We start from the raw sequence: 14,769 nt of genomic DNA on the forward strand, positions 1-14,769 counted from the left end.
AGGGGGGGGCGACACCGGTAGATCCACGCCATGCGTGGATGTGCCGGTCGGCACGCCATCACGCAAACGGCCGCCGGGCATGGCTCAGCGCTACCAGGCGGCACGACACCCGTAGATCCACGCAATGCGTGGATGTGCCGGTCGGCACGCCATCACGCAAACGGCCGCCGGGCATGGCCCGGCGCTACCACCGCGATTACGTTTCCCGCTCCAGCACACCGTCACGCAATCGGTACTGCGCATCCACCACGCCGTCCGGCAGGTCGTCGTGGGTGATCATCAGCAGGCTGCGGCCGTCCAGCAGCGCCGGCAGGTCGCGCAACAACGCGTGCGCGGTGTCCACGTCCAGCCCTTCGGTGGGTTCGTCCAGCACCAGGATGGGCGCATTGCGCAGCAGCGCGCGGGCCAGCGCAAGGCGACGGGCCTGCCCGGCCGACATCGTCGCGCCGTTCTCCCCCACCCAGGTCTGCAGGCCGCTGTTGCGCTCGGCCCACTCACCCAGCCGCACCCGCCGCAGCACGGCCCACAGTGTGGCATCGCTGGCTTCCGGGTCGCCCAGGCGCAGGTTGTCGGCCACGCTGCCGGCAAAGACCGGCGCGTTCTGCGGCAGCCAGGCCAGTTGCCGGTGCCAATCGGCCTGTGCGAACGTGCGCAGGTCCTGGCCGCCATAGCTCAGGCGCCCCTGCTGCGGGTCCCACAGGCGCAGCAGCAGGCTGGACAGGGTGGTCTTGCCGCACCCACTGTCACCACGGATCGCGATGCGTTCGCCCGGCGCCAGATGCAGCTGCAGCCCGCACAGCACCGGCCGCGCCGCGCCCGGCCACTGGAAATGCACGTCTTCCCACTGCACCGCCGATGCCTGCGGCACCGGCTGCGGCGAGTGCGGCTCGTCCACGGCGGCGGGCTGCTCGACGACGGCCTGCAGGCGATCGGCCGCAATACGGCCAGACTGCAGCGATTGCCAGGCCAGGCCCATGCCGGCCCACAGCTCGATCAGCGCCACGGTCAGGAACACCAGGCCTGCGGCCATTTCCGCAGCAATACGCTGCTGTTCGGCCGCGTGCAGGGCCAGCGCCAACATGCTGACCAGGCCCAGCCCGGCCACCGCGCCGTGCAGGGTGGACGCTGCAATCAGGCGCCAGCGCCGGCGCCGATCGCGCGCCGCCAGTTGCTTGGCCGCAACGCGCACCTTCAACTGCCACGCGGTACCCGCATGCAGGGCCGCCAGGTCACCCGCGCCTTCCAGCCCTTCGAACGCAGCGGTGCGCAACGCGGCGCGATGCGCAGCACGGTCGGCTTCTTCGGCATCGCGCCCGCGCACGCCCAGCCACGGCACGCCGAAGCCGATCAGCACTGCCAGCACGGCCAGCAGCACGGCCGCCGCCGGCAGGATCAGCGCTGCCGATGCAATGGCCACCAGTGACAGCGCAGCGAGCGCGAACAGCGGCCCGAGCGCGCGCACCAGCAGTCCATCGACCTCGCCGATGTCACCCAGCAGGCGTGCCAGCAGTTCACCGGTACGGGTGGCCCCCAGCCGCGCCGGTGCCAGCGGCAGCGCGCGGCGGAAGAACCACACGCGCAGGTCGCGGGCGATGCGCAGGGTGGCATCGTGGCCCACCAGTTTTTCGAAATAGCGCGAGACGATGCGGGCCATGGTCAGCCCGCGGATGCCGGCCGACGGCGAGAAGAAATTGAAGCCCTGCGCCAAGCCTGCGGCACCGGCCAGCGCCGCGGCGGTCAGGAAGCCACCGGACAGCCCCAGCAACGCGGTGCCGGCCAGCATCGTGATCCACAGCAGCAGCACGGTCAGCAGCAGCCGCGGACGGTGGCGCATGAATACCGCGCGCAGCGAATCGGGCGAGCGGCTCATGCGTGCACCGCCTGCGCCGGGTCCACCAGGCGGCCTTCAGGCAGCAGCAGGCAGCGATCGGCCCAGGCGATCACCGCCGGGCTGTGGGTGGCCACCACCACGGCGCGGCCACGCGCATAGGCGGCCAGGCTGCGCAGCAGTGCGGCCTCGGTGTCGGCATCCAGGAACGCAGTGGGCTCGTCCAGCAGCAGCACCTGCGGATCGCGCAGCAGCAACCGCGCCAGGCCGATGCGCCGTGCTTCGCCACCGGACAAGCCGAAGCCGCGCTCACCGATCATCGTATCCAGGCCCTGCGGCAGGCGCTGGGCGAACTGCAGCACCTGTGCCGCCTCGGCCACCGCGCGCAACCGTGCATCGCTGGCACCGGGATCGGCCAGGAGCAGGTTATCGGCAATCGAGCCATGGAACAGGTACGGGCGCTGGCTGGCGTAGGCCACCTGCACGCCGGGGCGCACCAGCACGCGGCCTTCGCGCGGCGGCAGCCAGCCCGCCAGTGCCTCCAGCAGCGTGCTCTTGCCCGAACCACTGGGGCCAACCAGGGCCAGGCGCTGGCCGGGTTCCAGGCGTACATCCAGCCCACTCAGCACATCCTGCGGCGCGCCCAGCGGGCGCAGCACCAGGCCCTGCGCCTGCAGCGGCGGCAACGCGGCCTCGGCCGGTTCGGGCGCGCGCGTGGCCATGCCTTCGTCCGGCAACGCCGTTTCTTCCGGCAATGCGTGCAGCAGGCGTTCCACTTCGGCGGCAGCGGCCAGCGCATTGGCACGGTCGTGATAGTGGGCTGCCAGCCGCCGCAGCGGCGCGTAGAACTCCGGCGCCAGCAGCAGGCAGAACAGACCCGCACCCAGGGTGGGCACGCTGGCATGCAATGACATCAGGCCCAGGTAGCTCAGGCCCAGGTAGAGCGCCACCATCGCCACGCTGACCGAGGCGAAGAATTCCAGCACGGTGGACGACAGAAAGGCGATGCGCAGTACCTTCATCGTGCGCACCCGCACGCCTTCGGCCGCCGCTTCCACACCGGCCAGTTCGGCATCGCCGCGGCCGTACAGGCGCAGCAGGCCCAGCCCCTTGATGCGATCGGCGAAGTGCCCGCTCATGCGCGCCAGTTCACCCAGCTGCGCACGCCCTGCGGCTTCAGCACCCCAGCCGACCAGCATCATGAAGAACGGCACCAGCGGCGCGGTGAACAGCAGGATCAGCGCCACCACCCAGTCCACCCAGGCCACCGCCGCCAGGATCAGCAGCGGCACCACCACCACTTCGGTGCGTACCGGCAGGAAACCGCTGTAATAGTTCTCAATCGCATCACCGTGATGCAGCATCAATTCACCCAGCTCGCCGGTGCGACGCTGCCGCAGCCACAGCGGGCCCTGCCCCAGCAGGCGTGCGAACACGCGCTCGCGCAGGGCCAGGCGCGCGGCATCGGCCACGTCGCCTGCGGCGGCCTGGCTGGCGCCGGCCAGTGTGGTGCGCAGCAGCAGGATGACCACCAGCCCGGCCAGCACCGGCAGCCCCGACGCCAGCGGCGCACGCTGCACCAGCACGTGCTGCACCAGCCAGGCGATGGCCGCGGCCTGGCCGATCAGCAACGCGCCGGACAGGCCCAGGCACAGCCCCGCCAGACGCTGGCGGCCACGCGCCGCGCGTGCCAGATCGGCCAGCCAGGCCGTACGGGTACGCCGCTGCAGGGCCGATTCGGCGTGCGGGTCGGTGTCAACAGCGGAAGATTCGGCAGCGCTCAAGGGGGTCACGGGCAACAGGGCATGGCCGGCATTGTAGGCACACACAGGCACCCTCCCCTGCGGCCAGCGGTCGCAGTCTTCATCCGGTTTGGCATACGATCCCTGTGCAGAGCCATTCATACATTGATCTGGATCAAGGCTGTTTGAAGTAGTCGGTCACATCATCCACCCCGTAGACCACCCTTCCCGCCACCTGCAACGGCACTATCCAACGAGGTAGCCAGGCCATGATTGATCAGACAGTCGTAGAACTGTCGCGGCTGCAATTCGCTTTGACCGCGATGTACCACTTCCTATTCGTACCGCTCACCCTTGGCCTGTCTTTCATGGTGGCCATCATGGAAAGCGTATACGTGATGACCCGCAAGCAGGTCTGGCGCCAGATGACCCTGTTCTGGGGCGCCCTGTTCGGCATCAACTTCGCCATCGGCGTGGCCACCGGCCTGGTGATGGAATTCCAGTTCGGCATGAACTGGTCGTACTACAGCCACTACGTGGGCGATATCTTCGGTGCGCCGCTGGCCATCGAAGGCCTGATGGCGTTCTTCCTGGAAGCCACCTTCATCGGCCTGTTCTTCTTCGGCTGGAAGCGGCTGAGCCCGGTCAAGCACCTGACGGTGACCTGGCTGATGGCGCTGGGCACCAATCTGTCGGCCGTGTGGATCCTGATCGCCAACGGCTGGATGCAGAACCCGACCGGCGCGGTGTTCAACCCGGAAACGATGCGCATGGAAGTGGTGGATTTCGCCGCCGTGCTGCTGAACCCGGTGGCCCAGGCCAAGTTCGTGCACACCGTCAGCGCCGGCTACGTGACCGGTGCGATCTTCGTGATGTCGATCAGCGCCCTGTACCTGCTGCGCAACAAGCACCGCGACATGGCCCGCCGCTCGTTCGCGGTGGCCGCTGCTTTCGGCCTGCTGTCGTCGCTGTCGGTGGTGGTGCTGGGTGACGAAAGTGGTTACGCCGCCAGCGAACACCAGAAGATGAAGCTGGCCGCCATTGAAGCGATGTGGGAAACCGAGCGTGCGCCGGCCGACTTCACCGCCTTCGGCATTCCCAACCAGACCACCCAGCAGAACGACTATGCGATCAAGATCCCGTACCTGATGGGCCTGATCGCCACCCGTTCCACCAACCAGCCGATCCCGGGCATCCTGGAACTGGTGGAGCGCGCCGAACACCGCATCCGCGGCGGCCAGCTGGCCTACGGTGCGCTGGAACGCATCCGTGCCAACAAGGACGATGTGGAAGCGCGCGAGATGTTCGACCGCCACTGGCAGGACCTGGGCCACGGCCTGCTGCTGAAGCGTTACCGCGAGGACATCCTCAACGCCACGCCGGAAGAAATCTCCAAGGCCGCGCTGGATACCGTGCCGCGTGTGGCACCGTTGTTCTGGACCTTCCGCGTGATGGCCGGCCTGGGCTTCTACCTGATCGCCTTCTTCGCCCTGGCGTTCTACTTCTCCTGCCGCAACAACTTCCAGGACAAGCGCTGGTTCCTGAAGCTGGCGGTGTGGTCGCTGCCGGTGCCGTGGATTGCGATCGAGTGCGGTTGGTTCGTGGCCGAATACGGTCGCCAGCCGTGGGCGGTGGATGGCGTGCTGCCCACCTTCTATGCCGCGTCGGGCCTGGCCCTGCATGAAATCCTGACCACGCTGGCCATCTTCACCGCGCTGTACACGGTGCTGCTGGTGATCGAGGTGAAGCTGATGCTGAAGGCGATCCGCAAGGGCCCGGACGAGATCCTGCCGACGCTGCAGGCCGACATCCGCCCCGCATCCCCCAATGCCGCAATGCCGGCCCCCGGCCAGGTCTGAGGCAGGAGAACGCACATGGAATTTCTTGGATTGGATTACACCACGCTGCGCGTGATCTGGTGGTTGCTGCTGGGCATCCTGCTGATCGGCTGGGCGGTGATGGACGGCTTCGACCTGGGCGTGGGCACCCTGCTGCCCTTCGTGGCCAAGACCGATGAAGAGCGCCGACTGGTGATCAACACCGTCGGCCCGGTGTGGGAAGGCAACCAGGTGTGGCTGGTGCTGGGTGGCGGCGCGATCTTCGCCGCGTGGCCGCCGCTGTATGCGGTCAGCTTCTCCGGCTTCTACCTGGCGGTGTTTGCCATGCTGTTCGGGCTGATCCTGCGCCCGGTCGGCTTCAAGTATCGCAGCAAGCTGCCCAGCAAGCGCTGGCGCGACAACTGGGACCGGGTGCTGTTCGTCGGTGGCCTGCTGCCGGGCCTGATCGCCGGTGTGGCCGTGGGCAACGTGCTGCTGGGCGTGCCGTTCCACTTCGATGACAGCATGCGCATCTTCTACACCGGCTCGTTCTTCGGCCTGCTGACCCCGTTCGCCCTGGTGGCCGGCCTGGTGAGCGTGGCGATGCTGGTGTCGCACGGCGCAGCCATGCTGGTGATCAAGACCGATGGCCCGGTGGCCGATCGTGCCGCCCGCTACGGCAGCGTGGCGGCGATCATCAGCTTCGTGCTGTTCGCCGCAGCCGGTGCCTGGGTGGCCTTCGGCCTGCCCGGCTACCAGATCACCTCGCAGGTGGTGACCGACGGCCCGACCAACCCGCTGCTGAAGACAGCGGCCATCGGTACGGCCGCCGGCGGTTGGCTGCGCAACTACAGCAGCATGCCGCTCACGATCGTGTTCCCGGTGCTGGGCCTGCTGGGTGCACTGGGCAGCGCGGCGCTGCTGCGGGCCCGTCGCGGCGGTCTGGCATTCATCGCCTCGGGCGCGTCGATTGCCGGCATCATCCTCACCGTGGGCTTTGCCATCTTCCCGTTCCTGCTGCCGTCTTCCAGCCAGCCCGGTTCCAGCCTGACCGTCTGGGACAGCTCGTCCAGCCACCTGACGCTGGGCATCATGCTGGTGGCCACGGCGATCTTCCTGCCGATCATCCTGGCCTACACCACCTGGGTGTACCGCGTACTGAAGGGCAAGACGACCACCGAAGAGATGGACGAGAACCCGAACGCGTATTGATTTGAAGGTGTGCCGACCAACGGTCGGCACCCACCCACAAGCAAGGTGTGCCGACCCACGGTCGGCACCTTCACCGAACGAAGGAGAAACGAACATGTGGTATTTCGCCTGGATTCTCGGCACCGGCCTGGCCTCCACCGTGGCCATCCTCAACGGCATGTGGTTCGAATCGCGCGAGCAGAACCGGCTCGAACAGGAAAACCGTCGCTGAGTTGTAAAAAAGCCTTGCCGCCTTGGCCTTCACACGGTATCTTAGGCGGCTCCTTCGGGGTGTAGCTCAGTCTGGTAGAGCGCTACGTTCGGGACGTAGAGGTCGCAGGTTCGAATCCTGTCTCCCCGACCACTTTTGTGGTCGCATTGAAGCCTGGTGAAGTTGTCCAGGCTTTTTTGTTCCCTGAAGTGACACTGCCCTGGCAGTGTGAAGGAAACGGCTTTCACCCCTTGCCGCCATCGGGGTGAACAGCTAGAATAGGCGGCTCCCTTCGGGGTGTAGCTCAGTCTGGTAGAGCGCTACGTTCGGGACGTAGAGGTCGCAGGTTCGAATCCTGTCTCCCCGACCACTTCGGTGGTCAGCAAGAAGCCTGGAAGACGACAGTCCTCCGGGTTTTTTTGTATCTGAAATCGGCGCCCCGCCCACGTGGCGGCCGCAATGCCGCGGCCACGTACAATGGCCCCCTGCCCCCACCTGTCGCACCGGCCCGGTCTGGTGCCGCCGCTGCACGCCCATGTTCCCGCGTGCGCCACCTGCAAGGATTCCGCATGACCACTGCCTCCCACGACTCGCCCTCACTGCTGCACGGGCGGCTGCTCGCCTTCGCCGCCATCCTGCTGGCGGCAGTGAACCTGCGCACCGCTGTCACCTCCATCACCCCGCTGCTGGACGTGCTGGGCCAGCATTTCGGCTTCGGCACCACCATGACCGGCGTGCTGGGCATGCTGCCGACCGCCTCGTTCGCCCTGTTCGGCGTGGCCACCCCGGCCCTGGCCCGGCGCCTGGGGTTGGAACGCACCACCCTGCTGGCCATGACCCTGGCCATGGCCGGCCTGCTGCTGCGCTCCAGCGCCGGCAACGTCGGCACCCTGCTGCTGGGCTCGGTGATGGCCCTGGCCGGCATGGGCATCGGCAACGTAGTGGTACCGCCGCTGGTGAAGCGCTACTTCGCCAACAAGGTGGGCACCATGAGCACGCTGTACATCAGCATGCTGCAGCTGGGCACCATGCTGCCGGCGCTGCTGGCGGTGCCGGTCGCGCAGGCGGCCGGTTGGCGCGTGTCGCTGGGCATGTGGGCGCTGCTGGCCCTGGCCGCCGCCCTGCCGTGGCTGATGCTGGCCCGCCGCGCGCCGCACGCGCAGCTGGCGGCCAACGATCCCAGCGCCCAGCCGCATGGCAAGGTCTGGCGCACGTCGCTGGGCTGGAGCATGTCGCTGATGTTCGGCATGACCTCGCTGATGACCTATTCGATGTTCACCTGGCTGCCGCGCATCGTGGTGGAAGCCGGCGCCACGCCGGCCTTCGGCGGGGTGATGGTGGCCGTGTTCTCGGCGCTGGGGCTGCTGCCGTCGCTGATCATCCCGTCGCTGGCGGTGCGCCTGCAGAACCCGTTCCCGCTGGTGCTGATCGGCTTCTTCTCGTTCGTGATCGCCTTTGCCGGCCTGCTGCTGGCGCCGATGAAGGCGCCCCTGCTGTGGGCCGCCCTGCTGGGCGTGGGCCCGTCCACCTTCCCGCTGGCACTGACCCTGATCAACCTGCGCACGCGCACCGCCACCGGCTCGGCGGCGCTGTCCGGCTTCATGCAGGGCGTGGGTTACAGCTTCAGCTGCCTGGGGCCGTTCCTGGTCGGCTGGCTGCACACGGTCAGCAACGGCTGGGGCCTGCCGTTCGGCTTCCTGTTCGGTTGTGCCACGGTGATGCTGTGCGCGTCCTGGGTGGCGTGCAAGCCGCGCCGCCTGGAAGATCTGTGGTGATCCGGGCCACCTTCCCCCGCGCGTCTACACACCGCTTCGGCGCGAACTGACGTAGCGTGTCCAAAGCTGACGCGGGGCGCTTCCAGGCCCATTGGCCGGGGCGCGCCCACCGTGCCTGCGCACCGCGCCGCTGCGGCGGCCGGTTCAACGTGATTTCGCAGTCCAAGCCTTTGGCGGAAGGGACGGTGCGACGGAAATGGCCTGTATCCGGTGGCGCTTGCGTGTAGAGGGAACAGCGAGGCTCTGGCCTCCTTGGGGCGTGTCGGCTAAAGTTGGCATGTGATGTGCGTCACACTTTTTGCACATCGTCTAAGAATGGATGCTGAAGGGGGAATTCATGGTTGTTCATCGACCGCTGGCGCTCTGCGTCGGCCTGGCCTGCGCCGCTCTGGCGTCCGGGGCCCACGCGGCGCCGCCGCCCACCCAGGCCACCCGTGCCGATCGGCTGGCTGAAATCGGCCATTACCGTGACCAGGCCCACTGGGTTGATGCGCTGGCCGCCATCGAGCGCGCGCAGCAGGTCGAACCCAACGATGACCTGCTGTACAAGCTGCAGGTGCTCACCTTGGGCGACATCGGCAATGCGCACCGCGCCTGGCGCCTGTACCAGGCACGGCCGCAGTTGTTCGATGCCGACCAGAAGGCCCGGCTGGAAGCGAACTACGTAGCCAAGCTGGTTAACTGGAGCCTGGCCTACGGCCAGACCGAAGATTCGCGCCTGGACGAGGCCGAGGATGCGCTGGCTGAAATGGAGCAGTACGTGCAGCGCGACGGCACGCCGCTGGCGCAGGCCCCCCTGCGCATCCGCATGGACCGGCTGATCCTGCTCAACCGCCTGTCACGGCACGCACAGGTGCGCGATGAAGCACGCGCCCTGCAGGCCGAAGGCCATGCCCTGCCCGACTATGTGCTGCCGGCGGTGGGCGATTCGATGATGGCCACCCAGCACCCCGACGAAGCCATTCCGCTGCTGGAAGCGGCGGTGAAGAACGATCCGTCGCGCTTCCAGTCGCGCTCTGAATTGGCCTACGCCTACCTGGAAACCGAGCAGGCAGAAAAAGCCATCGGCTACCTGCAGGCGTGGCAGAAGGACGAACCGGCCTGGCGCTGGGGCGGCGGCAAGAGCCCGTACGCCAACTGGGCGCGCTACGAGGCCGACGTGAACCTGGCGATGATCCGCGCCTACAGCGGCGACCTGCCCACCGCGCAGCGCGAACTGGAAGCCCTGGTGGACGTAGGCCCGGGCAACGGCGGCCTGCAGACCGCGCTGGGCAGCGTGTACCAGATGCGCGGCTGGCCGCGGCGTTCGCTGGAACGCCACCAGATGGCCTACACGCTGGACCCGCGCGACGTCTCGCCGCGCCTGGGCATGCACGAAGCCTACGTGCAGCTGCAGCGCGACGATCTGGCGCGGCCGCTGCACGACGATCTGCTGGAACGCTACCCCAACCAGCCCTCGGTGCTGCGCATGGACCGCGACTGGCGCGCACACCGCGGCTGGCAGCTGCAGGCCACCGTTGAAGGCGGCCGCAGCTCGGGCGGCGGCGGCACCTCGCCGCTGGGCAACGACGACCTGCATTACGGCATGGAAGTGGCCACGCCCATCCTGGACGACCGCTGGCGGCTGTTCGCCTTCGCCGACCGCCGCTCGGTCACCTTCCAGGACCAGAAGATCAACCCGCTGTGGATGGGTGCCGGCGTGCGCTACCGCTTCGGCCACGCAGACGCCGAAGCCGCCGTGCTTCGTCCCAACGACAGCATCGGCGACACCGGTCTGCGCGGTGGCTTCGGCTGGCAGTTCAATGATCAGTGGCATGCCGGCGTCACTGCCGCGCGCAACGATCCGGAAGCCTCGATGCAGGCCCGCGTCTCGGGCATCACCGCCGACAGCGTGGCCGTGGCCGTGGACTACACGCGCAACGAGCGCACCCACTGGAGCCTGGGTGGCAGCCACTTCCGCTACGACGACGGCAACCGCCGCGACACCCTGACCAGCGCCATCGAACAGCGCCTGCTGACCCGCCCGCGCCTGCTGATCGATGGCCTGGGCAGCGTCTACACCAGCCGTGGCAGCCAGGACGACGCACCGTACTTCAATCCCTCGCGCGACCGCTCGGTGGAAATCGGCCTGCGCATCGACCAGCAGTTGTGGCGCCACTACGAACGCCACTTCCGCCACCGCCTGACGGTGTCGCTGGGCGACTACTGGCAGGAAGGCTATGGCAGCGCACTGATTCCCAGCGTGGCCTACCGCCACGAATGGCAGTTCAGCCAGGGGCGCATCCTGGAATACGGGGTGAGCTGGTCGCGGCCGGTCTACGACGGCCAACGTGAACGTCATATCGGCTTCGATGCCGCGCTGCGCTGGGGAGAGTGAGATGGAACGGATGCTTCGCTACCTGATGACCACCGTGCTGCTGGGCCTGCTGGCCCTGGCACTGCCGGCCGGCGCCCAGCAGCCCACCGAGCTGGATGCCAGCGACAACGGCCTGCTGATCCTGAGCTACCACGACATCCGCGATGACGTGCGCGAAAAGGCCGACGCCGACGCCTACGCGGTCAGCACGCAGAACTTCGCCGCACACCTGGACTGGCTGTCGGCGCATGGCTACCACCCGATCTCGCTGTCGCAGCTGATCAAGGCCTCGCGCGGGGAAGCCACGCTGCCGCCGCGGCCGGTGCTGCTGACCTTCGATGACGGCCTGCGCAGCGTCTACACGCGCGTGTACCCCCTGCTGCGTGCCTACAACTACCCGGCGCTGGTGGCGGTGATCACCGATTACGTGGACATGGCACCGGGCCGCACCATCGACTACGGCTACCGCCCGTTCGGCCATGACGATTTCCTGACCTGGGCACAGCTGCGCGAGATGCAGTCCAGCGGGCTGATCGAACTGGCCAGCCACACCGACAACCTGCACCACGGCGTGCAGTCCAACCCGCAGGGCAACCAGACCCCGGCGGTGATCACCCGTGTGTACGACCCGAAGGCGCAGCGCTACGAAACCGCGCAGGAGTACGAACAGCGCCTGCGCGCCGACCTGGGCCGCAGCGTGCAGCTGATCAGGAAAGAGCTGGGGGTGACGCCGAAGGCGATCGTCTGGCCGTACGCCGCCTACAACCAGCTGAGCAACGATATTGCCGAGCAGCTGGGCATGCCGGTGTCGTTCGACCTGGAAGGCCGCAGCACGCCGGTGACCCGCGACCTGCACGGCCTGGCACGCCTGCTGGTGACCAACAACCCGAACACGGCCTCGCTGGCCTTTGAACTGCGCCGCAATGTCGGCCTGGACGGCACCCGCGCGCTGCAGATCGACATGGATTCGGTGTACGACGCCAACCCTGCGCAGCAGGCGCGCAACCTGGATGCGCTGATCGAGCGGGTGAAGAAGGTCGGCCCGACCCACGTCTACCTGCAGGCCTTCGCCGATCCGGACGGCAACAACACCGCCGATGCACTGTACTTCCCCAACCGCCACCTGCCGATGCGTGCGGACCTGTTCAACCGCGTGGCCTGGCAGCTGAAGACCCGCGCCGGGGTGAAGGTGTATGCGTGGCTGCCGGTGCTGGGCTACGAACTGCCCGACGCCGCGCAGCGCAGCGCGCTGGGCATCGCCAGCCCCGAACACGATGGCATGTACCGGTTGGACTTCACCAAGCCGCAGGCGCGGCAGATCATCAAGGACATCTACGAAGACCTGGCCATCAATTCGTACTTCGAAGGCCTGCTGTTCCATGACGATGCCTACGTGCGCGACACCGAACTGGCGCAGCTGCCGCAGGAAGGCCCCGATGGCGGCCGCACCCAGGCACTGATCGACTTCACCCTGGAACTGCGTGACAGCGCGCAGCGCTGGCGGCCGAAGCTGGGCACGGTGCGCAACCTGTACGCCCAGCCGGTGCTGGAACCGCAGAGCGCCACCTGGTTCGCCCAGCGCCTGGACCTGTTCAACAAGGCCTACGACCGCACCGCGCTGATGGCCATGCCGTGGATGGAAGGCAGCCGCCACCCCGAGCGTTGGCTGGACCGCCTGGTCACCGCCGTGCGCGCGCACGACCCGGACCTGAAGCACACCATGTTCGAGCTGCAGACCGTGGACTGGCGCACGCAGACGCCGATCAGCGGCCAGCGCCTGCGCGCCCAGGTGCGCCGCCTGCAGGCACAGGGTGTACGCCACTTCGCGTGGTACCCGGACGATTTCATTGCCGACAAGCCGTCGACCGTGGACGCGCGCGCCGCGATGTCTGCGCGCAACTTCCCGTACCCGGAGAAGTGACATGGACATGAGCCCCTGGCTGTATGCCCTGTTCCAGTTCGCCTTCTTCTACCCGATGGTGATGGCGTTCTTCTGGATGTCCGGTGGCCTGTACTACTTCTTCCGCCGCGAGCGGAAGTCGCGGCCGCGCAACGATCCGCCACCGATGGCCGAATACCCGTTCGCCACGCTGCTGATTCCCTGCCACAACGAATCGGACAACCTGGACGACACCATCGGCGCGGCGCTGGCCCAGCGCTACCCGGATTTCGAGGTGATCGCCATCAACGATGGCAGCCGCGATGACACCGGCGCGCGCCTGGACGCACTGGCCGCACAGCACCCGCGCCTGCGCGTGGTGCACCTGGACCGCAACCTGGGCAAGGCCAATGCACTGCGCATGGGCGCCCTGGCCGCGCGTTCGGAATACCTGGTGTGCATCGATGGCGATGCGATGCTGGAAGAGTTCGCGATGCACTGGATGGTCTGGCACCTGACCAGCGGCCCACGCGTGGGCGCGGTGACCGGCAACCCGCGCATCCGCAACCGCTCCACCCTGCTGGGTCGCCTGCAGGTGGCCGAGTTCTCCTCGATCATCGGCATGATCAAGCGCGCCCAGCGCGTGTACGGGCGCATCTTCACCGTGTCCGGGGTGATCGCCGCGTTCCGCCGTACCGCCCTGCACCGCATCGGCTACTGGGCCGACGACATGGTGACCGAGGACATCGACATCAGCTGGCGCCTGCAGCTGGACCACTGGGACATCCGTTACGAGCCCAACGCGCTGTGCTTCATCCTGATGCCCGAAACCCTGAAGGGTCTGTGGCGGCAGCGCCTGCGCTGGGCCCAGGGTGGCGTGGAGGTGCTGCTGCGGCATGGCACTTCGCTGTTCAGCTGGCGCAAGCGGCGGATGTGGGGGGTATTGCTGGAGTACATCCTGAGCGTGTTCTGGGCGTACACCATGTTGCTGATCGTGGTGCTGTGGGCGCTGGGCAAGTTCGTTCCGCTGCCGGCTCCGCTGTACATCGATACGCTGCTGCCGCAATGGCACGGCGTGATCCTGGCGCTGGTCTGTCTGCTGCAGTTCGCCAGCAGCCTGATCATCGACCGTCGTTACGAAACACACATTGGACGCAACTACTTCTGGGTCATCTGGTACCCGATGGCGTACTGGTTGATCAGCCTGTTCACCACTCTGGTGGCGTTGCCGAAGACGCTGTTCAAGCGCCGCGGCAAGCGCGCCACCTGGGTCAGCCCTGACCGGGGGATCCGATGAGCACCGTACGTGGCACCACCACCAAGAAACCGTCCAACCGCTTCGATTCGCGGTTGATCCAGAAGCCTCGCCAGCAGCCGCGCCTGCAGCGCACGGCCTGGGGCTTCGTCACCCTGGCCTTCTGGGGCTTCTACTTCTACCTGTGGGCACCACTGGTCACGCTGATCTCGTGGCTGCTGGGCGGGCAGATGGCGTTCGTGCAGTTGTACCAGCACAAGCAGCATCTGGATCCGTTCGTGATGATCGCGCTGCCGATCATCCTGGTGTGCTGCGCGCTGCTGCTGATCGCCTGGGCCGAGTACAACCGCTACCGTTTCGCCGGCAAGGAGCGGCGCGCGCCGCGGGTGGATTCGAGCCGGGCGGAGATCGCCCATTCGCTGGGCGCCAGCGATGCACTGGCCGATCTGCTGGTGAATGCCAAGGCGGTGACGCTGCACATGGATGACAACGCACGCCCGGTCGGCCTGACGCGGCAGCCGCTTTTGTAAGGGGTGTTTTTTTGGCAGGGCTTGCAGCCCTGCACCTGCTTCAAGCAAGAGCAACGTCAACAGCTGGGTATCCGTGGGTGGCGGGGCGGTGTGGGTGGGCAGGACACGCCGCAAGTACGTCCGTGTAGGCTCGTAGGCGCCATCCATGGCGCCTGCGGTCCTGCCCACCCACACCGCCCCACCTC

General features: G+C 67.4%; 10 protein-coding genes and 2 tRNA genes. 10 read left to right on the forward strand and 2 right to left on the reverse strand.

Annotated elements, in window-relative coordinates; genetic code table 11:
* Nucleotides 1–196: 196 nt before the first annotated feature.
* Nucleotides 197–1,870, reverse strand: a complete 1,674-nt coding sequence (cydC, locus tag C1931_RS13065) for a thiol reductant ABC exporter subunit CydC (RefSeq protein ID WP_108756664.1) — start codon at nucleotides 1,868–1,870, stop codon at nucleotides 197–199.
* Nucleotides 1,867–3,612, reverse strand: a complete 1,746-nt coding sequence (gene cydD, locus C1931_RS13070) for a thiol reductant ABC exporter subunit CydD (protein WP_108757760.1) — start codon at nucleotides 3,610–3,612, stop codon at nucleotides 1,867–1,869. Before cydD ends, cydC begins: the two co-directional genes overlap by 4 nt.
* A gap of 227 nt (nucleotides 3,613–3,839) precedes the next feature.
* On the opposite strand from cydD, the gene C1931_RS13075 reads away from it, so the two are divergent.
* The 10 genes from C1931_RS13075 to pgaD all read left to right on the forward strand — a co-directional run bounded on the left by C1931_RS13075 (nucleotide 3,840) and on the right by pgaD (nucleotide 14,584).
* Nucleotides 3,840–5,429 carry a cytochrome ubiquinol oxidase subunit I gene (locus C1931_RS13075; protein WP_108753616.1) on the forward strand — a complete coding sequence of 530 codons (1,590 nt, stop codon included), beginning with the start codon at nucleotides 3,840–3,842 and terminating at the stop codon, nucleotides 5,427–5,429.
* Between the two features lie 15 nt (nucleotides 5,430–5,444).
* The gene (gene cydB, locus C1931_RS13080) at nucleotides 5,445–6,599 is read left to right on the forward strand and encodes a cytochrome d ubiquinol oxidase subunit II (RefSeq protein WP_108756665.1); all 1,155 of its coding nucleotides are present in this window, start codon (nucleotides 5,445–5,447) and stop codon (nucleotides 6,597–6,599) included.
* A gap of 94 nt (nucleotides 6,600–6,693) precedes the next feature.
* Entirely contained in the window at nucleotides 6,694–6,810 is a 117-nt protein-coding gene (cydX, locus tag C1931_RS13085; protein WP_108750119.1) for a cytochrome bd-I oxidase subunit CydX, read from the forward strand.
* A 55-nt stretch (nucleotides 6,811–6,865) separates the two neighbouring features.
* A tRNA-Pro gene (locus tag C1931_RS13090) sits at nucleotides 6,866–6,942 on the forward strand.
* Between the two features lie 140 nt (nucleotides 6,943–7,082).
* A tRNA-Pro gene (locus C1931_RS13095) sits at nucleotides 7,083–7,159 on the forward strand.
* Nucleotides 7,160–7,358: 199 nt separating this feature from the next.
* Complete coding sequence (locus tag C1931_RS13100; protein WP_108756666.1) at nucleotides 7,359–8,564, forward strand: MFS transporter; 1,206 nt, start codon at nucleotides 7,359–7,361, stop codon at nucleotides 8,562–8,564.
* 337 nt (nucleotides 8,565–8,901) lie between these two features.
* Nucleotides 8,902–10,941 carry a poly-beta-1,6 N-acetyl-D-glucosamine export porin PgaA gene (gene pgaA, locus C1931_RS13105; RefSeq protein WP_108757762.1) on the forward strand — a complete coding sequence of 680 codons (2,040 nt, stop codon included), beginning with the start codon at nucleotides 8,902–8,904 and terminating at the stop codon, nucleotides 10,939–10,941.
* A gap of 10 nt (nucleotides 10,942–10,951) precedes the next feature.
* On the forward strand, nucleotides 10,952–12,841 hold the full coding sequence (gene pgaB / locus C1931_RS13110; protein ID WP_108757761.1) for a poly-beta-1,6-N-acetyl-D-glucosamine N-deacetylase PgaB: 1,890 nt from the start codon (nucleotides 10,952–10,954) through the stop codon (nucleotides 12,839–12,841).
* A gap of 1 nt (nucleotide 12,842) precedes the next feature.
* On the forward strand, nucleotides 12,843–14,096 hold the full coding sequence (gene pgaC, locus C1931_RS13115; RefSeq protein WP_108750122.1) for a poly-beta-1,6-N-acetyl-D-glucosamine synthase: 1,254 nt from the start codon (nucleotides 12,843–12,845) through the stop codon (nucleotides 14,094–14,096).
* The gene (pgaD, locus tag C1931_RS13120; RefSeq protein WP_108756667.1) at nucleotides 14,093–14,584 is read left to right on the forward strand and encodes a poly-beta-1,6-N-acetyl-D-glucosamine biosynthesis protein PgaD; all 492 of its coding nucleotides are present in this window, start codon (nucleotides 14,093–14,095) and stop codon (nucleotides 14,582–14,584) included. The genes pgaC and pgaD overlap by 4 nt, the downstream gene beginning before the upstream one ends.
* Nucleotides 14,585–14,769: the final 185 nt, after the last annotated feature.

The sequence above is a fragment of the Stenotrophomonas sp. YAU14A_MKIMI4_1 genome (genome assembly GCF_003086855.1).
GTDB lineage: Bacteria > Pseudomonadota > Gammaproteobacteria > Xanthomonadales > Xanthomonadaceae > Stenotrophomonas.